This window comes from Amphritea sp. HPY (genome assembly GCF_050870985.1).
GTDB lineage: Bacteria > Pseudomonadota > Gammaproteobacteria > Pseudomonadales > Balneatricaceae > Amphritea.
In genome coordinates, this window is the sequence record NZ_CP194015.1 from 4054170 (window position 1) to 4076590 (window position 22421).

The following is a 22421-nucleotide window of genomic DNA, read 5'->3' on the forward strand; positions in this document are numbered from 1 at the left end:
ATATCTGCTACCGGGTCTATTTAATGGTTTCAACACCATTTGGCGTGCCCATCAGCACCACATTAGCGCCGCGGCGGGCAAACAGGCCATTAGTCACAACACCGACAATATTGTTGATTGTTGTTTCCAGCTCTTTCGGCTGTTCCACTTCCAGGCCGTGCAGATCCAGAATTACATTACCATTATCGGTCACGAAACCATCACGATAAACAGGCATGCAATCCAGCTTAACCAGCTCCCGGGCCACTTGTGAACGAGCCATAGGGATCACCTCTACCGGCAATGGGAAAACGCCCAGCAGATCAACCCTTTTAGTCTCATCTACGATACAGACAAACTCTTTCGCAACATCAGCAACAATTTTTTCACGGGTCAACGCACCGCCACCGCCTTTAACCAGATTCAGGCGACCATCGAACTCATCGGCGCCATCGACATAAACTTCCATCTGATCGACCGAGTTCATATCGTAGACGCTGATACCATGGCCTTTGAGACGCTCTGCAGTGGCTTCTGAGCTGGCCACAGCCGCCTCGAACAGGTTTTTAATTTTAGCCAGTTCATCGATAAAGAAATTGGCGGTCGAACCGGTACCAACACCTACAATAGAATCTCTGGATAGCTTAGGCTTGATGTACTCGACTGCTGCCTGAGCAACCGCCAGTTTCATTTCGTCCTGTGTCATTGCGTGCAAAACCCCGTATAAAAGTCTGGAACTGGCGCAGATTATACGCGTAATCACCGATATCTTATAGACGAAATCAGCCCCAGAGATTACCATTTAACGCTTTATTCATCCTGATAGCTGGCAACAGTATCAGCAGCAGATTGAAAGCATCTAATGGCTCACCGATATATTAAAAAAATACTCGACGCCCGCGTCTATGACGCCGCGATCGAAACCCCGCTGGACGAGGCGATGTCCCTCAGTTCCCGCCTGGGAAACAAGGTGCTGCTCAAGCGCGAAGACCTGCAACCGGTATTCTCCTTTAAGTTGCGCGGCGCCTACAACAAAATGGCTCAGCTGACCGAAGCAGAACGCAACCGCGGAGTGATTGCCGCTTCTGCCGGCAACCACGCACAAGGATTGGCGATGTCAGCCAAGATTCTGGGTGTAAAAGCCACTATCGTGATGCCTAAAACTACACCGGACATTAAGGTCAACAGCGTACGCGCCCGCGGCGCTAAAGTGATATTGCACGGTGAAACCTTTGACGAAGCATCTACCCACTCCCACAAGCTGGTTGAAGAACATGGTTTTACCTATGTTCATCCGTTTGACGATATCGATGTTATCGCCGGTCAGGGCACCATCGCCATGGAACTGCTGCGTCAGGAAAGTGGCCCGATCGATGCGGTTTTCGTACCTGTCGGTGGCGGCGGTCTGATAGCCGGTATTGCGGTCTATATCAAATACCTGCGCCCGGAAACAAAAGTGATCGGCGTCGAATCGGAAGATTCAGCCTGCCTCAAAGCAGCACTGGAAGCCGGTGAGCGGGTTATTCTGCCCCATGTCGGTATCTTCGCTGATGGCGTTGCAGTAGCCCAGATCGGGGAGAATACCTTCGACATCTGCCGTCAGTATGTCGATGAAGTAATCACGGTGAATACCGATGAGATCTGTGCTGCGATCAAGGATATCTTCGAGGATACTCGCTCTATCACCGAGCCGGCCGGTGCGCTGGCGGTTGCGGGCATGAAAAAATATGTCGCCCGGGATCAGATTGAAAACAAAACCCTGATCGCTATCGACAGTGGTGCTAACGTTAATTTCGACCGTTTGCGCCATGTCGCCGAACGCGCCGATCTGGGTGAAAATCGCGAAGCAATTATCGCGGTAAAGATTCCGGAAAAACCGGGCAGTTTCAAACAATTCTGCGCCGACCTTGGCAAGCGTAATATCACCGAGTTTAACTACCGTTACGCCGATGATACCGACGCACAGATTTTTGTCGGAGTGCAACTTCGACCGGGCGGTGACGGCCGGGCAGAACTGATCGATGAGTTGAAGCACGAATCTTACAAAGTGATCGATCTGTCAGACAACGAGATGGCCAAGCTGCACATCCGTTACATGGTTGGTGGCCGTGCACCGGAATCAGTAACCAACGAGATCCTGTACCGCTTCGAGTTCCCTGAACGCCCTGGGGCACTAATGAACTTCCTCAAGAAACTGGGCGGGCGCTGGAACATCTCCATGTTTCACTACCGTAACCATGGCGCAGCCTATGGCCGGGTTTTAGTCGGCATGCAGGTACCGGAAGATGAACGCCATCTGGTTACTGAATTCCTCGATGACATCGGTTACAGCTACTGGGAAGAGACCGAGAACCCGGCGTATAAGCTATTCCTCGGACAATAAAAGCAGTAGCTAGAACGTCGAACAAGTTCGACTCGCTAGAACGCTGGGCAAGCCCAGCTGCTAGTGGCTAGAAGAAACCTTCTTTATAAAAAGAGCTGTAAACGTGCTTCGTAAGCCATGTCTGTTTGCTTTACTCTGAAACCAAAAAAACCGCCTGACGGCGGTTTTTTTTTGGTTTTGCTTTTTCTAGCTACTAGCAGGAAGGTTTACCTTCCGATCTAGCAAGTCGCGAAGCGACGTTCTAGCAACGTCGAACTTGTTCGACGGTCTGGCCAAGAAGGCTCCGCCTTCCGGTCTGCCATAAAGCCCCGCTTTATGGCATTTCAGGGGAGTGTTCGAAACGATCGGTAAAGAACGCTTGCAGGGTAAACAGTATGATGGAGATACTGCCCCAGGTCAGTCCGACCACCACACCCAGGTCGACGATACCCCGCCATGGTTGCTCCAGCATATGCACCAGTTGAACCAACGCCAGAATCCCTAATAACAGACAATAACTGACGATCATCCGTTTCTTCTGAATATCGAAAAACCCCATACAGAACAATGGAGCAAGAACCAGCCGTAGCGGTGTGACGTTATCCTTCAGGAAACGCAGGCGGGCTGCAACCCGGGGCGAATAGCCCTGCTGAAAGCCACGATAGCCCTCGGCAAAGCCCATAAAAATGACACTGAAAACCAGCGCCGCCCAGTGAAACCACTGCAGTGAGTAACTAAAAGTATCCAGACCGATCAGCCCAAGGCGGAGAATCGCATTGCCAAAAATAAACGCAATACCGGCAAAACCCCACAAAACAGCAACAAAACCAAGCACAGTTAATCCATCATCATTGTCTAAAGAGCGCGAATTATAGAGGATCTGACAAACATTGACGATATCGCGACCAATTCATGCAGATAAAAAAAGGCCGCGTAAAGCGGCCTAAGAGAGAAGTTCATTCAGATTGGGATAGATGAACGACTGACAAAACATGATTATTGCTGATTAATAGCCCTGCAACTTATCGATATATTCCGGCAGGAACAGCGATATCTGAGGGATATACGTAATCAGAATCAGGAAGAACATCAGCAACGACAACCATGGCAGGCATGCCTTTATTACCCAGATCATATTCTTACCGGTGATACCGGCAGTCACAAACAGGTTAAGCCCCACCGGTGGCGTCAACATTCCGATCTCCATATTCACCACCATGATGATACCCAGGTGGATCGGATCGATACCCAGCTGAGTAGCGATCGGGAACAGGATTGGTGCCATGATCAGGATGATTGCAGACGGCTCCATAAAGTTACCGGCAATCAACAGCAGGATATTCACCACGATCAGGAAGCCCCAGGCCGGCAGACCCCAGTTTATGATCACTTCAGCAATCGAGTGCGGAATACGTTCAGTGGTCAGAACGTGAGCAAACAGCATCGCATTGGCGATAATGAAGAGCAGCATCAGGGATACTTTAGACGCATCCAGAATCACTTTCCTTATCTCCGGATGACTCACCGACCGAGGCATCGCCCACAGCATCTGCGCTATATTTCGCAGCGATGCGGTGCCAACAGTTTCGCCCTCTTTACGCCACAGTACGCCTTTCATCGGCCCGATGTCGCGGTAACCCAGCACCGAAACCAGATACGCATAAACTGCAGCTACTGCAGCGGCCTCTGTCGGACTGGCGATACCACCGTAGATGGATCCCAGAACAATGATGATCAGCATCAGACCGCCCAGAGCGATAAAGAAGGATTTACCCAGATGCCGGAAACCAGGGAACGGTTCAGCAGGTAGCTTCATCACTCGTGCGGCGATATAGATGGCGATCATCAGGATACCGCCCATCATCAGCCCCGGAATGAAGCCCGCCATAAACATCCGCGAAGCCGACACTTCTGTCGCTGCAGCATACACCAGCATAACGATCGAAGGCGGAATCAGAATACCCAGGGTGCCGGCATTAGCAATAACGCCCGCGGCAAAGGATTCGGGATAACCGGAACGCACCATACCAGCGATAACAATAGTACCGATCGCTGCAACGGTGGCAGGCGAAGAGCCTGATACCGCTGCAAACAGCATACAGGCCATAACCGATGCCATCGCCAGTCCACCACGGACATGACCGACACTATCAACCGCAAAGTTGATCAGTCGTTTAGCCACGCCGCCAGTCGATAAAAATGCCGACGACAAGATAAAGAATGGGATAGCCAGCAAGGTATAGTGCTCGGAAGTCGCCTCAAAAAACTTGAGTGCCACCGAGGCCAGAGAGTCATTAGAGAACAGCAGGATCGTTGTAACACTGGACAGACCCAGTGCAATAGCGATCGGCATGCCCATAAACATACAGGCAAACAGAATAATAAATAGCGCAGCAGTAGTCATGAGCGGTCCTCCTTATCTGAGTCCTTACGGCCTTTCTCCAGCCTTTCCTGCTCCTCCATCGCTTTCAGCTCTTTAGCAATCTCCATGCTTTCTTCGGCTTCATCGGTCATGCCAAAGCCTTCGGCCTGATTTTTAATGACTTTCCAGCCCAGCTGTAGAAAACGCAGGATCAGCATGGCAAAACCGATTACCAGAATGCTCATCGCCATCCATTTCGGCACCGGCATATCCTCCAGCTCGATACCGATCATTTTCATCTTACTCAGATAGATCCATGATCCGTAAAGCAGCAAACCGCTATACACCAAACACAAAGCGATCGCGACCAGAGTGAAAAAACGGTGTGCATTACGCGGTAGCAATTTAACAAATACATCAACACCGATATGCGCCCCGACTTTAATGCCGTAGGACGCACCATAGAGTACAAACCAGGCTGCCAGCAGCAGAGTCATCTCCTGCGCCCAGTGAATGCCCGTATTGAAGCCAAAGCGCATTACCACTTCAACGAATACCAGCAGCGTCATCGCCACCAGTAGCAGGGAGAGAAACGTCTCTTCCAGCTTTGTGACCAGATTACGAACCATAACGGCCCCCTTATAACAACGGAGAAATCCCGCACTTTGTTATTGTTATTACACCTGCTCCACAGGACAGCCTTACAGACCAGAATACAGAGCCGGCGTGGCTCTCCTGTGAAACCATAAATAGAAACATCTTCAGAGAGGGTGCTACGACGAGACCTATACTCCCGTCGTAGCTATCGTGCCTAGTGTTCCGGGAGGCCTCGCACAAGGCCTTCGGAAAACCAGTTTTACTGGTTAGAAGCTTCAGCAGCTTTGATCAGGTCAGCACCGATCTCATCTTCAAACTGAGCCCATACCGGTTTCATGGCAGCAACCCACTGAGCACGCTCTTCAGCAGAGATTTCAACTACTTCAGAACGCTTAGAATCGATGATTGCCTGCTTATCGCTGTTGGCTTTTTCAGCAGCAATGTTATTACCGAACAGAATTGCTTCATCCAGCGCTTTCTTAACTTCTGAGCGCAGATCGGCATCCAGCTCATTCCAGAATTCAGCAGAGGTTACAACCATGTAGTCCAGTACACCGTGGTTAGACTCGGTGATGTAAGGCTGAACTTCGAAGAACTTCTTGGAGTAGATGTTAGACCAGGTATTTTCCTGACCATCGATCGCTTTAGTTTGCAGCAGGGTAAATACTTCAGAGAATGGCTTCTTCAGAGGCACCGCATCAACCGCTTCAAACTGCGCCTGCAGTACGTCAGAAGTCATAATGCGGAACTTCTTACCGTTGGCATCAGCAGGTACACGCAGCACATCGCTGGCAGACAGCTGTTTCATACCGTTATGCAGGTAACCCAGACCCACCAGGCCTTTAGATTCCAGTGATGTCAGCATCTTCTGGCCATCGGCACTACCCTGAAAACGCTCTACCGCAGCCATATCCTTAAACAGGAACGGCAGATCGAACAGTTGCAGGGTTGGTGTGTATTTCTGGAATTTAGACAGAGAAGGGGCAGCCATCTGCACGTCGCCCAATAACATCGCTTCCAAAACCTTGTTATCACCGAACAGCTGGGAGCTTGGGAAAACCTTCACTTCCACTTTACCTGCCAGACGCTCTTCAACCAGCTCAGCAAATTTATTTGCCATCTGGCCTTTCGGGGTGTTCTCAGCCACAACGTGGGAAAACTTGATTTCAACAGGTGCAGCTGAAACAGCTGTAGCACCAAACATCAGGGCCATTGAGGTAACGGCGGCAGTAACTAAACGCATAACGCATCTCCAGTCTTGTAATTATTAAGGCGTTTTATTATTTACGACGGATCTAACAGCAGAATCCTCGTAGAATCTTTATTTCACCTAGTTAAATGCAAGCCTCAGGCCAACCCAACAAAATAAAATTTAAATCATTTAAACCTTTTTAATAACAACAGCTTAAACAAGCACTCCCTTTTTCAATCTTTGTCCCAACAAAAACCCAACGGGTGGGAAACCACCCAAAAAGCCAGATCAAAATGGCGGTTATCCGCCCATCCAGGCAGTACTGCAGAGACAAATAACGCTGAACACGGCCTACCCTTTTCTCTTGAAGCACGTAAAACACTAACTACAAGTACTCAAAATGATGAGAAACAGCATCGTTTAACAGATTAAAGAGACGTATATTGGCGGCACTGGCAGTCACCTGACATATATCTGGAATTAGTATGCCTATTCAAAGCAAAGTAAACCTGAGCCTCGCACTGGTTTTTCTTGTCGTTCTGATCACTTCTGTATCTGCAATTTATAAAAGTGAAACTGAGCTCTCTCTGAACATCGCCCATCAAAACACTCTCAGTACCGCCGATGCCTATTTCGACAGTATCAACATCATGATGTTGAGTGGCGCGATGGCCAACCGTCAGGATCTGCAGAAGAAGATTCTCAGCAACCCCCAGCTAACCGAAGCCCGTATTATCCGGGGCGATGCGGTTGCCAATATGTACGGTCCTGGTACAGCCGACTCAGGTATCGAAGACGAATATGATCAGCGGGCAATGAACGGTGAACCGATCACCATAGAATTAAATGACGAACAAGGTCACCGCCTTACGGTGATCCAACCGCTTCGTGCCAGCACATCTTACAAAGGCACAAACTGCCTGCAATGCCATCCGGTCAATGAGGGCGACCTATTGGGTGCTGTGCGGGTAACCTACTCTTTTGACCAGATGGATAAGCAGATCTTCAGTAACCTGATCAGTATCGCGTTACTGGAATTGGGCTTATTTATTACAGCACTGGTTTTGATCGCCTGGTTACTGCATCGGATAGTGATTAAACCGATCAACCAGATGAACCAGACCATTTGTGAAATCGAGAAGAATTCAGATCTAACCAAACAACTGGAGATCAATTCTAAAGACGAAATCGGGCAGATGTCTGCTTCCTTCAACAGCATGTTACGTAACTTCCGCGGCAGTATTGAGCACGTTGTTGAGTCCATTGAGTTACTAGGTACCAGCAGCCAGGGTATCTCGGCGGTAGCTGACGAAGCGACTTGTGGCTCAAGCACCCAAAAGGATCGGGCCGATGCAGTATCTCAGGCGATGGTCACTATGGATAATGCTACCCAGAGTGTCGCCTGCAGCGCCGCAACCACCATCAAGGCATCCAACCTGGCACTGAAACAAAGCAGCCAGGGTGTCGAGATCACCTCGGGAACAGTGCAAAAAATCGAAGACCTGCAGCAACGGATAGTGAATGCCACCGATGTTATTCTGCAACTCGAACAACAGAGCTATAACATCGATACCGTACTGGGTGTTATCCAGGGTATTGCGGAGCAAACCAATCTGCTGGCGCTGAATGCCGCGATTGAAGCAGCGCGGGCCGGTGAACAGGGCCGGGGGTTTGCGGTTGTCGCCGATGAAGTGCGTTCCCTGTCGCTACGAACCCAGAATGCAACCGTTGAAATAAACACCATCATCGACGCCTTCCAGCAGAACGCCAAAGGTGCCGCGCAAGTGATGGCTGAGGCGCGCACCGCTACTGAAGAGAATGTCTCTGAGATACAAAGGACATCACAGGTACTGAACAGCATTAAAGCCGAAATGGAGGCGATCAATGCCACCAATCTGGCGATATCCGACGCTGTAAAACAAAGTTCGGAAGCAACTATCAGCATTGAACAGTCGGTCTGTGAAATCAGTATGGGAACTGAGCAGGCCGGGGATCGGGTAGCCCGGCTGGCTCAAGTTTCCAGCCAGATATCGGAACTTGCCGGGCAGCTTGAACAACACGCCCGCCAGTTTAAGATCTGAGGTTTAGAATGCAGAACGGCAAAACCGCTGGTTTTGCAGCGTTTTTGCATTGCGCCTTATCGCTGAAGCTACTTATAGTCGCTTTTATCCAAACCGTATTTACGCATCTTGTCATATAAGGTTTTTCGCGGCAGGCCCAGGCTATCCTGAGTACCCTTGATCGACCCCCGGTTACGCGACAGCTCCTCTTGCAGCACCAGCTTCTCAAACTGGTCTATCTGTTCCGGCAGGCTCATTCTACCGCTGTCCGTCGAACTGAGTTGCTGGTCAAAGTCAAAGCTATAGGCTTCGCCAAGCAGCACATAACGTTCCGCCGCATTGCGTAATTCGCGCACATTACCCGGCCAGTTATGCGCCAGCAGCATACGCAGGTTTTCCGGATTCAGTTGCGGCACTTCTTTATGATACTGGGCCGAAGCGATCAGGGCGAAATGCTGAAACAGCATCGGAATATCTTCACGTCGATCCCGCAGCGCGGGAATATCAAGCTGGACCACATTGAGGCGATAATACAGGTCTTCCCTGTAATCACCTTGTTCACTGAGCTGCTTCAGATCCACCTTGGTGGCTGCAACTACCCGCAGATCCAGCGGAATCTGTTCATTCGAACCCAGCCTTTCAATACTTCGCTCTTCCAGCACCCGCAACAGTTTCACCTGCAGCGAGAGAGGCATACTCTCGATCTCATCGAGGAATAGCGTGCCGCCATTAGCATGTTCAAACTTACCTACACGCCGGCTCTTGGCATCGGTAAAGGCGCCTTTTTCATGACCAAACAGCTCGCTTTCAATCAGGTTTTCCGGCACCGCACCGCAGTTGATCGCAACAAAGTTTTTATCCCGCCGCGGGCTATGTTCATGAATATAACGTGCCACCAGATCTTTACCGGAACCGGTTTCCGCCTGAATCAGAATATCCGCCGGGGTATCGGCAATATGCTGAATCATCATACGCAGTTGCTGAATCCGCGCAGAGTTACCGATAATTCGAGGACCGATACCGCCCTGGGCTTCCAGCGCCTTGCGCAGTTCGCGGTTTTCCATGGTCAGGCTGCGCTTCTCCACCGCTCGTCGCACCACATCCACCAGCAATTCGGAAGAGAAGGGTTTCTCGATAAAATCGTAAGCTCCGTCACGCATCGCATTGACCGCCATCGATATATCACCATGCCCGGTGATCAGTATCACCGGCAGGTCCGGATCGATCGCCTGGACTCTTTGCATCAGCTCCAAACCATCGATGCCCGGCATATTAATATCGGTAACAATGACCCCTGGCCATTCCATATCCAGCCGGTTGAGGGCCGCTTCTGCGCTCTCCATCGCTACAACATCGTAACCAGCAAGCTCCAGGGTCTGGCCTACAGCAAGCCGGATATGTTGTTCGTCATCCACCAGCAAGATCGGTTTGTTTTGATTGCTATCACTCATCGATTCAGCGCCATTAACTAATTTCACTCTGTAACAAAAAGACTATTCGGTTTCGGTCGAATATGTTGCTCATCATCTACCAAAAACAAGGAACGGTTTATTCTGATTGCTATTATTTATCGGTTCAGCACTATTAACTCGTTTCACTGCGTCAGGAAAAATTACTCTGCTTCGGCCGAAGGCTGCGGTGCTTCTGCGGCCGGCAGATCGATTGTAAATACCGCTCCTCCGTAAGGATGATTACTGACACTCAGATGACCATCCATACTTTCAATTATCCTATACGATATCGATAAACCTAATCCCAAACCCTGCCCCGCCTGCTTAGTGGTGTAGAATGGTTCAAAGACTTTACCCAGCTCCTGCGCGGGAATTCCCGGACCATGATCACGGAAAGATATTTTCAGCCGTTCACCACAACGTTGCTGCTCAATCTCAATCCATTTTTCACTCTGCTGCTCCATCGCCTGCAACGCATTGCTGATCAGATTGACCACCACCTGCTCCAACCGCAACATATCGCCGCGTAGAAATACCCGGTCCAGATGCGCTGGCCATTCGATCCTGGCATTTTCCTTATCCAGGCGACCATACATGATCGACATAGCGCCGTCTCTGACCGCTTTCAGACTAATTGTTGTGGTTTGTCCCGAGGTCTTGCGGGAAAATTCCTTCAGCGGCGAAATGATCTTAGCCATACGCTCGGTCAGCCCCCGAATCTCAGTGAGATTGGTCGCTACTGGCTCCAGCTTGCCCAGTTGCAGAAATGAACCGGCATTATCGGCATAGCTGCGGATCGCTGTCAGCGGCTGATTAAGTTCATGATTGATACCGGCTGACATCTGCCCAATGACCGCGAGTTTGGCAGTCTGGATCAGCTCGTTCTGAGTCTGCTTATGTTCATCCATTTCGTGCACCAGCCGTGCATTGGCGCGAGTAAGATCCCGGGTTCTTTCCTCGACGCGGTGCTCCAGCTGGTCCCGGGCCTGGCGCAACTCTTCCTCATACTCTTTGCGCTGGGTAATATCATGAATCGTCACGATAAAGCGATTGCTTTGCGCATCCGACATGCGGCCAATAATCAGTTCTATCGGAAACAGTGTGCCGTCCATCCGCTTACCACAGGCTTCGATCATAAGCTCATTCTGCAGAGACTCCGGCTCCACCGTCGTAATATGCTGCCAACAGACAGCACGGTCCTGCTGACCGATCAGATGGCTGAAGTACTGTCCGGTCATCGCCTGCGCCGAGTAACGGAACAATTTTTCAGCGGTCGGATTAAATGTTTCAATTTTACCCAACGCGTCTAAGGTGATCAGTCCGGCATGGGTATTATCGATAATTGCCAGAATTCGCGCTTCATTATGCTCAAGAGCCAAGGTTTGCTGCTGCTTAAATCGCTCCCGTTCCTGTGAAATACGTCGTTTAGCCAGGAGGAACAGCATCAGAAAAACCAGCGCGCCATAAATAAAGCCTACTAACAGGATATTACTCCAGATCCGCCATTCCACCGGTTTCAGGCTGGCCAGCATCGAGACATTAAAACCGGCATCGGGAACGACCCGGGTTTGTTGCATAAATTGCCGGGTACTGACGCCATCTAACGCTTTATTGTCTATTCTATCGCCATCGATCAGGGTAATCAGCTGACTGCCATCCTGCCACTGCTGGCGCTCAATAACCTGCAACGAAGCGAGCTTATGGTCACCATAACGCAGGCTGGACATAATCCGCTGCAGGTCCGCCTGAGGCAGTGGATTAAGCGTGCGGAATTTCCATTCCGGACGGGTGCTGATAAACACGACGCCATCCTCGTCGGTCACCAGAATATCCGTCATCGGATCGCTCCAGTCTTTCTCGATATCATTCAGATCGATCTTAACGACAATGACACCCAGGTTACGACCCCGATACTGCACTGGGTAGGAGAAGTAATAGCCGCGCATCTTGGACGTTGTACCCAGGGCAAAGTAACGCCCGGGTTTGTTCGCCAGCGCATCCCGGAAGTAAGGCCTGAAAGAAAAATTTCGTCCGACAAAGCTGCGTTCCAGATGCCAGTTACTGGCCGCCAGTGTGGTGCCATCGAGGTCCATCAGATAAGTATCGGCAGCTCCGATCGTACTATTGACCTTTTCCAGATATAGATTCACCCGGTACGTCGCATCGGTACCCGGCAGTAATAACAGGTTGATCAATTCAGAATGACTGGACAGCAGTTTCGGCAGATCCTTATAGCGATCCAGTTCCTGCTGCAGACTCAGCGCATAACGACTAAGATCTGCGGCCGTATTACGCTGCAGATCATCCAGCCCCTGACTACGACTGATCGTTGCCGTCTGATACATCACCAGCACAAACAGCGCGACCAAAATCACTGTCCAGAACGACCTGAATCGGGTTATCACCACAAAGATTCCTGCAATTTATTCACAAAATAATGAGAAACAGTTTCAGATTACGCAACCTACAGACTTGAAATACAGCGGCCACAGACATACCTTTTAATAGCATACCCTGAAAATGGCAGTGTCGCTAAAAGCGCCGCTAAACTCGAATCTGCACCGCGCTGCCAAATCATCAATCGATCCCACTGCCTGGATACTTAATAATGCTGAAACGAACAAAGATTGTCGCAACACTGGGTCCATCTACTGACAAACCCGGCGTGCTGGAGCAACTGATCCGTAACGGCGTTAATGTAGTACGGCTGAATTTTTCCCACGGCAGCGCTGATGATCATCGCCGCCGGGCTACTGAAGTGAAAACCTTATCACAGAAACTGGCTATGCCGGTTGCGGTATTAGGTGATCTGCAGGGACCGAAGATCCGTATTGCACGTTTTAAAAATGACAAAATTCAGCTCGAGAAAGGCGATCGCTTCGCGCTGGACTCGTCCCTCGGCACTAATGATGGCGACCAGAGCCAGGTCGGCATCGACTACAAACAACTACCAGAAGACAGCAAACCAGGCGATATCCTGCTGCTGGACGACGGGCGGGTGCAGCTACAGGTTGAATCTGTCGAGGGCAGTCGTATCAACTGTGAAGTCACTATCGGCGGCCCCCTGTCGAATAACAAAGGTATCAACCGCCAGGGCGGCGGCCTGTCTGCGGCAGCACTGACCGATAAAGACAAACGCGATATAAAGGTCGCAGCGGCTATTGATATGGATTACATGGCGGTCTCTTTTCCGCGCTCCTCCGCCGACCTTATCGAAGCCCGTGAGCTGATAACTGCCGCGGGAAGTAATGCCGAAATTATAGCTAAGGTAGAACGTGCCGAAACCGTCAGCTCTACCGAGGCCTTAGATGACATTATCCTGGCCTGCGATGGCGTTATGGTTGCCCGTGGCGACCTGGGTGTCGAAATTGGCGATGCCGAGCTTATCGGCGTCCAGAAACACCTGATCAATCGCGCCCGGGAGCTGAACCGGACCGTCATTACCGCTACGCAGATGATGGAAACCATGATTCAGAGCCCGATGCCGACCCGGGCCGAAGTATTTGATGTGGCCAATGCGATCCTCGACGGTACCGATGCAGTCATGCTCTCGGCTGAAACCGCAGCAGGGGATTATCCGGTAGAAGTAGTCAAAGCGATGACTAAGATCTGCCAGGGCGCTGAGAAGCATCAGCTGTCCCGCCCGGCTCCCACCGGCATTACCCAGCGCTGCGAACATATTAATGAAACCATCGCCCGGTCTGCGATGTATACCGCCAACCATCTGGTCGGCGTAAAAGCGATCATCTGTCTCACAGAGTCCGGTTCCACCCCGCGCTGGATGTCTCGTATTCGTTCCGGCTTACCGATCTTTGCGCTAACCCGCAATGAACGCACCATGCGCCGTATGGCGCTGTACCGTGGCGTACAGTCGATGCTATTTGATGCAACTCAGCTGGATGACATCGAAGTTAACCAGCAGGTCCTGGAAGGCTTAAAAGCCAAAGAGTATCTGCAAAGCGGAGACTTGGTACTGCTGACCCGTGGCGCAATTATCGGCGCGGGCACCGGCACCAATTCAATGCAGGTGCTACAGGTCCCTTAAAATCAGTTCCTTAATAACAGGCATCTCAATAACTGTTATTATCCGCTATATAACAACCCGGAATCCGCCAGGATTCCGGGTTTTCCGTTTTAAGAGAGATACCGATGTCAGACCTGTCGCAACAGATTTCCGCGCAACTCAATATTAAAACCAGTCAGGCCCGCGCCACTATTGCGTTGCTGGACGAAGGCGCTACCGTGCCGTTTATCGCCCGCTACCGTAAAGAAGCGACCGGCGGGCTGGATGACAACCAACTGCGACAACTGGCGGAGAAGCTCAGTTATCTGCGCGAGCTTAATCAGCGACGTCAGACCATCATCAACAGTATCCGCGACCAGGGCCTGCTCAACGATACGCTGTTGCAGGCACTGAATAGCAGCGATAGCAAAGGTCGGCTGGAAGACCTGTATCTGCCCTATCGCCCGAAACGCAGTAGCAAAGCACAAACCGCGAAGGCCGCAGGCCTGACTCCGCTGGCGGATAAACTGACAAAGGCTAACGCTAAGCCAGAACAGCTGGCGCGAAATTTCGTCAATCCTAAACACCAGATCAACACCGTTGACGATGCCTTAGTCGGTGCGCGGCATATCCTGATGGAACGCTTCGCCGAGCAGGCGGACCTGCTGGCAGAACTGCGTGACTGGCTCTGGCGCAGAGGAGAACTGTCAACCAAGGTTATCAAGGGTAAGCAGGAACAGGGGGCTAAATTTTCCGATTACTTTGAATTTTCTGAGCCGGTGCGCCGCATCCCGTCACACCGGGCGCTGGCCATTTTCCGGGCCGCCAAAGAAGAGATCATCCGTTATAAACTACGACCTCTGGTAGAAGAGGCTGACCGGCCGCTACAGCTTATCCAGCGCTACTTCAGGTTACCCCTGAATCACTCTGCTGGCGGCATATGGCTATCGGAAACGGTACAACAGAGCTGGAAACAGAAACTACTGCCGCAACTGGAAACTAACCTGTTAAAACAGCTTAAAACTGCGGCAGACAACGAAGCGATAACAGTATTCTCACGCAATCTCAAAGACCTGTTATTAGCCCCCCCTGCCGGAATGAAAGCGACTATGGGACTGGACCCGGGCCTTCGTACCGGCGTTAAGATTGCGATCGTAGATAATACAGGAAAAGTTGTTGATCACGGGGCCATCTTTCCCCATCCACCAAAAAAACAATGGGATCAGTCGATACAAACATTAGCCAGGTTATGCCGAAAACATGCGGTTGAGCTGATCAGCATCGGTAACGGCACCGCATCAAGGGAAACGGAAAAGCTGGTCAAAGAGTTGCTCCAACAGCACCCGGAATTGTCGCTGCAACCGGTCGTGGTCAGCGAATCCGGCGCGTCCATATATTCAGCCTCAGAAGCTGCCAGTAAAGAACTCCCCGACCTCGATGTGACGATCAGAGGTGCTGTATCAATTGCCCGGCGGCTACAGGATCCGTTGGCCGAACTGGTCAAAATCGAACCAAAGGCGATCGGCGTCGGTCAGTATCAGCATGATGTCGATCAAAATCAGTTGGGCCAGTCTCTGGAGCACTGTGTTGAAGATTGTGTCAACCATGTCGGGGTTGACCTGAACACAGCATCGGCTGAGCTACTTACCCAGATTTCAGGCCTTAATAGCACTTCAGCCGGCAATATCGTAGCATTTCGTGACCAGAACGGTCGTTTTCGCAACCGTAAGCAACTACTAAAAGTCCCCCGCCTGGGCCCAAAAGCATTTCAACAAAGTGCCGGGTTCCTGCGTATTAATGGTGGCGATAACCCGCTAGATAATTCGGCAGTGCATCCCGAAGCTTATCCCCTTATAGAGCAGATCGCCCGCCATCAGAACTGTGCGGTGACCAGACTGGTCGGCAATAAAGATCAGCTATCAAGGCTCGACCCCGGACATTACATCAGTGGTCAGTTTGGTAGCTATACTGTCCGTGATGTTCTGCAGGAGTTGGAGAAACCAGGCCGGGACCCACGCCCTGAGTTCAGAACCGCACAATTTTCCGATGCGGTAGAAAAACCATCCGACCTGCAACCCGGCATGAAGCTTGAAGGGGTTGTCACCAATGTCACCAACTTCGGCGCATTCGTCGATATCGGCGTACATCAGGATGGTCTGGTACATATATCACAACTGGCCGACCGTTTTATCAAAGACCCGCATAGCATTGTAAAAACCGGTGATATTGTCCGGGTAACCGTGCAGGACGTCGACCTTAAGCGGCAACGCATCGCCCTGTCGATGAAACAAAAATAAGCTGGTCTTTGGCCTTTGCTACCCAAAAAAACGACAGATGGTCGCTTTTGAATAAAATCCTGCAGCTTTCACAGGGTTATGTTTACCCTTCTGTGGGTTATAATGGCGCTCTTTTTATCTGGTAAAGGTATTGTGTTGTGTCTGCGGCACTTGAACAGAATCTGAAATTACTGGCCGACAACGGCCAGGTATCTGCCCTCAGCGGAATTTTGCACGGCATTGAGAAAGAGGGCCTGCGAGTTGATGCCGAAGGCGCTATCAGCCAGACCGGACATCCTTTGGCGCTTGGTTCTGCACTGAGCCATAGTCATATCACGACTGACTATTCAGAAGCGCTGCTGGAATTTATTACTCCGGTATTCAAAGAGTCCGGCGAAGCGCTGAATTTCCTGCAGCAACTGCACAGTTTTACCTATCAGAATATGGGTAGTGAAGAGTTGTGGAATGCCAGTATGCCATGCCAGATCAGTGGCGAAGATGCCATTCAGATCGCAAGGTATGGCAGCTCCAATGTCGGCCAGATGAAATATATCTACCGGGTTGGCCTTGAGCACCGCTACGGCAAGATGATGCAGGCAATTGCCGGTATCCATTATAACTTCTCTCTGCCAGAAACATTGTGGCCGGTATTACAGGAGTTACAAGGCAAGAAAGGTGATCTGCAGCAGTTCCGGTCCGATGGTTATTTCGGCCTGATCCGCAACTTCCGCCGCTACTCCTGGCTGCTGTTGTACCTGTTCGGCGCCTCGCCAGCACTCTCCAGCAGCTTTATGTGCGGCCGCCAACATGATCTGGAAGAGTGGGATGAAGATACCCTGTTCCGACCTTATGCTACGTCACTGCGCATGAGTGACCTGGGCTATTCCAACAAAGCCCAGGCCGATCTGAATATCTGTTTCAACCATCTGGATACGTACGTTAAAACCCTGACTCAGGCGATCAATACGCCTTATCCGGCCTATGAAACCTTAGGTGTAAAAACAGCCGCCGGTTACCGTCAACTGAACAGTAACGTGCTGCAGATTGAAAATGAATACTACAGTGATATCCGCCCCAAGCGGGTCGCACTGTCCGGCGAAAAGCCGATCAATGCCCTGACCGAACGCGGCGTGGAATACATCGAAGTCCGTAATACCGATATTAATCCACTGCTGCCCCTGGGTATCGATCAGCAACAGTCCGACTTCCTCGACGTATTTCTGGTTACCTGTCTGCTGTCAGATCCATCTGAAATATCTGATCAGGAATGTACTCTGATCAATCAGAATAATGACTTAGTGGTTAATCGCGGCCGTGAACCCGGCCTGACTCTGACCCGGGAAGGACAACAAATAAGTATTGCTGACTGGGGCAACCAGATTCTGGATGATGTTGAAAAGACAGCCCTGTTAATGGATCAGATAAATAACAGCTCTCGTTTCAACGACGCCGTGAGTGCACAGCGAGCAAAGCTGACCGATCCCTCCCTGACTCCTTCAGCGCTGATTCTTCAGCAGATGAAACAGCAGGGCTTAAGCTATGAAGCATTCATTCTGCAACAGAGCCGAAAACACCGAACAGAACTTAGTGCAACAGCTCTGCCTGCAGAACAGCAATCCTATCTGGAACAGATGAGCAGCAGCTCCATGGAAGAGCAGGTCCAGATCGAACTTGCTGATAGCCAGGATTTTGACAGCTATCTACGCGACTACCTGGTTCAGTAATCAACTATTTACTGCAAGCATTAAAAAGCCCCGCATTGCCGCAATGCAGGGCTTTTTTATACTCTGAATATACTCCAGAGACTGAATACAAAACTAAGCAGGCATAACGCAGTATTTTTACTGCATCACAAAGCTGGTAAAGAACAGGTCAGCAACAAAGGCCTCGCCCTCTTCTGCTAACAAGACCTGCTGCACCTTTGCCAGCGCTTCCTGAGCCAGCAGATGCTGAGCGTCTACCGTTTTCAACTCTTCTTCCGGCTTTGAGCTAAGCAGCATCAGCATCTCATGGCGAATCTCCGGTTTATGATAATTCACCGCATGGTGCGCCTCCGGGCTGGATACCTGAATAGTTACTTCACACTTAAGAAAGCGCAATTTCCCCGGGCTGACAAAATTAGCTACAAAAGGCTTCAACTCAATGTAGTTTACATAGTCATCCTCTATCTGGGCTTCCGTTTCTTCATCTGCGGCCCAGAGAGGCTGCATCAATGTGCTAAGAAACAAAACCAACAATATGCGCTTCAGCATCTTTCAGCTTCCTCATGGTGTATAACTTTTATAAACCTGCCGCCATTTAAACGGCAAGATCTGTAAATCAATTAGTTATCCGCAGTATAACCTTTGATACAAAGCAGTTACCACACTCATTCACTATTGCCAGTCCAGTTCAGTTAGGATTAGTATTGATCTACAGCTAAGGCTTTATTGACAACTAAGTATCGGTTTCGATCGTCATACGCTAAACCTAGCGGCCTTACGCTAAACCTATTACAGGAGGCTGACCATGCTTGAGAAATGCCGTACGGCGCAGGAGCGCTGGGGTGGAGTAAGCGAGATCATCGATAGCTGGCTGGAAGAGCGACAGCAGCTGATCAGCAAATTCGTAGCATTGCCGCAGCGCAGTGTCAGCGAAGGCCTGGTGGAGCATATACAAGAGTTCTGTCAGATACTGATGGACTATCTATCTTCAGGACATTTCGAAGTTTACGAACAACTACTCAAAGAGGGTAGTGAATTCAATGATGGCAGTCTCGAAAAAGCCCAGGAACTGTTTCCCCTTATTCAGACCAGCACCGATGCAGCGCTGGACTTCAACGATAGCTATTCAGCCTTTGATGGCCAGACCCTGCAGGAGATGCACGAGATTACCGTGCAGCTATCCAGTTTAGGAGAACAGCTGGAAGAACGCTTCTCGCTGGAAGATACCATGATTGAAGTACTCCATACTGCCCATCGTGACCAGGTGTTTGCCGAAACGCAGGTATAAAAGGAATATACTGCCTGCTCAGACATGGCAACAATCAGGGACATATATGGGGATCACGTTTCGTACTGCCGGCTGTGCACTGCTGTCGTCAATGCTGCTCACCGGCTGCGGTTCCGGCGATAAACCGGATAAGCACGTCGAGTATGCTGTACAGGGTGCTTATTCGGCTGCAATATCTCCCAGCGCCAGGTTTGCTGCACTGGGCTCGTTTAATCATGGCGGCAGTCTGTGGAATATCCAACAACACGAACGACTCTACAACTGGAACCACAAGGCCGGTGACTACAGCATCATCGCCGCCAGTGCCTTCTCTCCTGACGAGCTCTATGCCGCTACCGCTAATCAACAAGATCTGGTGCTATGGAATCTGAGTAATGGCCAGCCTGAGGGCTTCTGGAGCTCTCCTGCGGAGATACTGGGGATGGACCTGTCTGCCAACGGAGATTACGCTCTGCTGGGGCTTGCCGATCATACTGCGGTCTACTTCGATGTGAAGAATGGCGGCGTGATGCAAACCTTTCGCCATGATGCCCGGGTAAAAGCGGTCGACCTCAGTGGCGATGCCCTGCTTGCCCTGACCGGCTCCGATGCTTACAACGCAACGTTATGGGATGTACAAGGCAATAAAGTACTGCACAGCATCAAATTCGGTAATGTGGTGGATACTGTCGCCCTGTCACCGAACAACCAGCTGGCATTCAGTTCCGGCAGTCTGGATCGTGCCGTGATCTGGAGTACACAGACCGGAGAGACACTACACACCCTGTCTGACAATCGAGATCTGTTCGGCAAGCGCCTGAGCTTTCTCTCCGCCCGTTTCTCCCCTGATAGCAGCCAACTCCTCACCGGTTCAGCATCCGGTTCAGTGCAGCTATGGGATGCGGCAAGCGGTGACCTGCTGCGTAGCTGGGAGATACATAGACGCGATCCCTACGGGCCAACCAGTACCGGCGCCTACGCCCTGGGGTTCGGTGAAGGAACTTATTATGCGCTCGGGTCTAACGGGATTTTAAACGAGTTGAAATAGGTAACTGCTTACACTGTAGTTTTTAACAGGTAAGACCGTCGAACGAGTTCGACTCGCTAGACCGCTTAGCAAGCTCAGCTAGCTAGAACGGAAAGCAAGCTTTCCTGCTAGTGGCTAGAAAAAACGTAAAAACAAAAAACCGCCGATAGGCGGTTTTTTGTTTTCTAGCTAGCCGGGCTTGCCCGGCGATCTGGGAACATTAAAAAAGGCCGCTTTCGCGGCCTTATTGTTAATGTTCCAATATCTGGCTAAGGAACAGCTTAGTCCGTTCATGCTGAGGATTATCGAAAAACTCATGGGGGTCGTTCTCTTCCACGATCTGACCGCCATCCATGAAGATGACCCGGTCGGCCACGGTTTTGGCGAAGCCCATCTCGTGGGTTACGCACAGCATGGTCATACCTTCGTGAGCCAGCTCGATCATTACATCCAGCACCTCTTTAATCATCTCGGGGTCGAGTGCAGAGGTCGGTTCATCGAACAGCATCACATCCGGATTCATACAGAGCGAGCGGGCTATCGCCACCCGTTGTTGCTGACCACCTGAGAGCTGCCCCGGGTACTTCCGTGCCTGATCAGGAATTTTCACCCGTTCCAGTAATTCCATTGCCTGTTTTTCAGCTTCCTTGCGGGGCATTTTTTTCACCCAGATCGGTGCCAGTACACAGTTCTCCAAGACAGTCAGGTGCGGAAACAGGTTAAAGTGCTGGAACACCATGCCTACATCTTTACGTACCAGCTCGATATTTTTCAGGTCTTCGGTCAGCGGCACACCATTAACAATGATATCGCCTTTCTGGTGCTCTTCCAGCCGGTTGATACAGCGAATCATTGTTGACTTGCCTGAGCCGGAAGGGCCGCATATAACAATCTTCTCGCCCTTTCGTACTTCCAGGTTAATATTTTTCAGAACATGAAACTCGCCATACCATTTATTAACGTCGCGCAGTTCCACCATCAATTGATCAGTTACAGCTTGTGGATTACTCATATCAAAATCTCTCTGTGAATCAGGCACGGTTGCTGTGGCCGGTATGGAGTTTCTTTTCAAGATGCATCGAATAACGGGACATACTGAAGCAGAATATCCAGAACATCAGGGCAACAAACAGGTAGCTCTCTGAGGAATAACCGATCCATTTCGGATCCTGGTTTGCCGCCTGACCGATCGCCAGAATATCAAACAAGCCGATAATCAGTACCAGGCTGGTATCCTTGAACAAGGCGATAAAGGTATTCACGATACCCGGAATCATCAGTTTCAGGGCCTGAGGCATGATGATCAGAATCATCTTCTGCCAGTAGCCCAGCCCCAGCGCATCCGCCGCTTCATATTGCCCGCTAGGTATCGCCTGCAAGCCACCCCGAATAACCTCAGCCATGTAGGCTGACTGGAACAGAGTGATACCGATCAGTGCCCGCAACAGCTTATCGAAGCTCATCTCTTCTGGAAAAAACAGCGGCAACATAACCGATGCCATGAACAGCACCGTAATCAGTGGCACACCACGCCAGATCTCGATAAAGATGACACAGACAGAGCGTACGATCGGCATCTCAGACTGACGCCCCAGTGCCAGCAGGATACCTAAGGGTAACGATGCGACAATACCCACCACCGCAAGTACCAGAGTCAGGCTCATACCACCCCAGAGATGGGTTTCTACCTGCACCAGACCAAATGAGTTGCCATACAGCAGGAAGAAAGCGATAACCGGATAGATCACCAGCAGAAAGATCGCCATCAGACCTTTTTTCGGTGTTTGTGGCATCACCAGCCAGACAATGGCAACCAGCAGCATGATAAAAGCCAGATTCAGTCGCCAGTATTCCTCCGACGGGTAAAATCCATACAAAAACTGATTCAGTCGAGCGCCGATAAATACCCAACAAGCACCGCCACTCGTACAAGCCTCCCGGCTGTCACCAAACCAGTCGGCATCGATAAAGACCCACTGAATAACCGGGGTTAGCCAACCGATCAGAAGATAACCCAGCACCAATGTCGCAATTGAGTTATAAGGACCGTTAAACAGATGTTTACGCATCCAGCCGATAGCACCAATGGTACTTGCCGGTGGCGGAAGCGTAGGTTGTAATTCATATTTCATTGCATCCCCT

General features: G+C 50.6%; 17 protein-coding genes. 7 read left to right on the plus strand and 10 right to left on the minus strand.

Annotated elements, in window-relative coordinates:
* Nucleotides 1-16: 16 nt before the first annotated feature.
* On the minus strand, nucleotides 17-685 hold the full coding sequence (rpiA, locus tag ACQUQM_RS18105; protein WP_432471265.1) for a ribose-5-phosphate isomerase RpiA: 669 nt from the start codon (nucleotides 683-685) through the stop codon (nucleotides 17-19).
* A 156-nt stretch (nucleotides 686-841) separates the two neighbouring features.
* Here rpiA and ilvA point away from each other — a divergent pair, with 156 nt between their 5' ends.
* Nucleotides 842-2362, plus strand: coding sequence for a threonine ammonia-lyase, biosynthetic (ilvA, locus tag ACQUQM_RS18110; RefSeq protein ID WP_432471266.1), 1521 nt, complete (start codon nucleotides 842-844; stop codon nucleotides 2360-2362).
* A gap of 313 nt (nucleotides 2363-2675) precedes the next feature.
* On the opposite strand, the gene ACQUQM_RS18115 is transcribed toward ilvA, so the two are convergent.
* The 4 genes from ACQUQM_RS18115 to ACQUQM_RS18130 form a co-directional block, all read right to left on the minus strand.
* Nucleotides 2676-3176 (minus strand): hypothetical protein, encoded by a 501-nt coding sequence (locus ACQUQM_RS18115; protein WP_432471267.1) that lies wholly within the window; start codon nucleotides 3174-3176, stop codon nucleotides 2676-2678.
* A gap of 171 nt (nucleotides 3177-3347) precedes the next feature.
* Nucleotides 3348-4745: a TRAP transporter large permease gene (locus tag ACQUQM_RS18120; protein ID WP_432471268.1), complete on the minus strand. Its 1398-nt coding sequence runs from the start codon at nucleotides 4743-4745 to the stop codon at nucleotides 3348-3350.
* Nucleotides 4742-5332: a TRAP transporter small permease gene (locus ACQUQM_RS18125; RefSeq protein ID WP_432471269.1), complete on the minus strand. Its 591-nt coding sequence runs from the start codon at nucleotides 5330-5332 to the stop codon at nucleotides 4742-4744. The genes ACQUQM_RS18120 and ACQUQM_RS18125 overlap by 4 nt, the downstream gene beginning before the upstream one ends.
* Nucleotides 5333-5559: 227 nt before the next feature.
* The gene (locus ACQUQM_RS18130) at nucleotides 5560-6543 is read right to left on the minus strand and encodes a TRAP transporter substrate-binding protein (protein WP_432471270.1); all 984 of its coding nucleotides are present in this window, start codon (nucleotides 6541-6543) and stop codon (nucleotides 5560-5562) included.
* Between the two features lie 434 nt (nucleotides 6544-6977).
* On the opposite strand from ACQUQM_RS18130, the gene ACQUQM_RS18135 reads away from it, so the two are divergent.
* Complete coding sequence (locus tag ACQUQM_RS18135) at nucleotides 6978-8573, plus strand: methyl-accepting chemotaxis protein (protein ID WP_432471271.1); 1596 nt, start codon at nucleotides 6978-6980, stop codon at nucleotides 8571-8573.
* A 68-nt stretch (nucleotides 8574-8641) separates the two neighbouring features.
* Here the strand turns inward: ACQUQM_RS18135 and ACQUQM_RS18140 are convergent, their stop codons facing one another.
* Together ACQUQM_RS18140 and ACQUQM_RS18145 are read right to left on the minus strand one after the other, a co-directional pair.
* Complete coding sequence (locus ACQUQM_RS18140) at nucleotides 8642-10003, minus strand: sigma-54-dependent transcriptional regulator (RefSeq protein ID WP_432471272.1); 1362 nt, start codon at nucleotides 10001-10003, stop codon at nucleotides 8642-8644.
* Nucleotides 10004-10164: 161 nt separating this feature from the next.
* Nucleotides 10165-12411, minus strand: a complete 2247-nt coding sequence (locus tag ACQUQM_RS18145; RefSeq protein WP_432471273.1) for an ATP-binding protein — start codon at nucleotides 12409-12411, stop codon at nucleotides 10165-10167.
* Nucleotides 12412-12611: 200 nt separating this feature from the next.
* On the opposite strand from ACQUQM_RS18145, the gene pyk reads away from it, so the two are divergent.
* The 3 genes from pyk to gshA all read left to right on the plus strand — a co-directional run bounded on the left by pyk (nucleotide 12612) and on the right by gshA (nucleotide 18006).
* Nucleotides 12612-14048 (plus strand): pyruvate kinase, encoded by a 1437-nt coding sequence (pyk, locus tag ACQUQM_RS18150; RefSeq protein ID WP_432471274.1) that lies wholly within the window; start codon nucleotides 12612-12614, stop codon nucleotides 14046-14048.
* Nucleotides 14049-14152: 104 nt separating this feature from the next.
* Nucleotides 14153-16303, plus strand: a complete 2151-nt coding sequence (locus ACQUQM_RS18155; protein WP_432471275.1) for a Tex family protein — start codon at nucleotides 14153-14155, stop codon at nucleotides 16301-16303.
* Nucleotides 16304-16440: 137 nt separating this feature from the next.
* A complete protein-coding gene (gshA, locus tag ACQUQM_RS18160; RefSeq protein WP_432471276.1) occupies nucleotides 16441-18006 on the plus strand; it encodes a glutamate--cysteine ligase in 1566 nt (521 codons plus the stop codon).
* Between the two features lie 117 nt (nucleotides 18007-18123).
* Here the strand turns inward: gshA and ACQUQM_RS18165 are convergent, their stop codons facing one another.
* Complete coding sequence (locus tag ACQUQM_RS18165; protein ID WP_432471277.1) at nucleotides 18124-18534, minus strand: flagellar basal body-associated FliL family protein; 411 nt, start codon at nucleotides 18532-18534, stop codon at nucleotides 18124-18126.
* Nucleotides 18535-18790: 256 nt separating this feature from the next.
* Between ACQUQM_RS18165 and rsd the strand changes: the two genes are divergently transcribed.
* Together rsd and ACQUQM_RS18175 are read left to right on the plus strand one after the other, a co-directional pair.
* Complete coding sequence (gene rsd / locus ACQUQM_RS18170; RefSeq protein WP_432471278.1) at nucleotides 18791-19273, plus strand: sigma D regulator; 483 nt, start codon at nucleotides 18791-18793, stop codon at nucleotides 19271-19273.
* A gap of 46 nt (nucleotides 19274-19319) precedes the next feature.
* Nucleotides 19320-20300, plus strand: a complete 981-nt coding sequence (locus ACQUQM_RS18175; RefSeq protein WP_432471279.1) for a WD40 repeat domain-containing protein — start codon at nucleotides 19320-19322, stop codon at nucleotides 20298-20300.
* Between the two features lie 229 nt (nucleotides 20301-20529).
* Here the strand turns inward: ACQUQM_RS18175 and ACQUQM_RS18180 are convergent, their stop codons facing one another.
* On the minus strand, nucleotides 20530-21258 hold the full coding sequence (locus ACQUQM_RS18180; protein WP_432474845.1) for an amino acid ABC transporter ATP-binding protein: 729 nt from the start codon (nucleotides 21256-21258) through the stop codon (nucleotides 20530-20532).
* Nucleotides 21259-21310: 52 nt separating this feature from the next.
* Nucleotides 21311-22411, minus strand: coding sequence for an amino acid ABC transporter permease (locus tag ACQUQM_RS18185; protein WP_432471280.1), 1101 nt, complete (start codon nucleotides 22409-22411; stop codon nucleotides 21311-21313).
* Nucleotides 22412-22421: the final 10 nt, after the last annotated feature.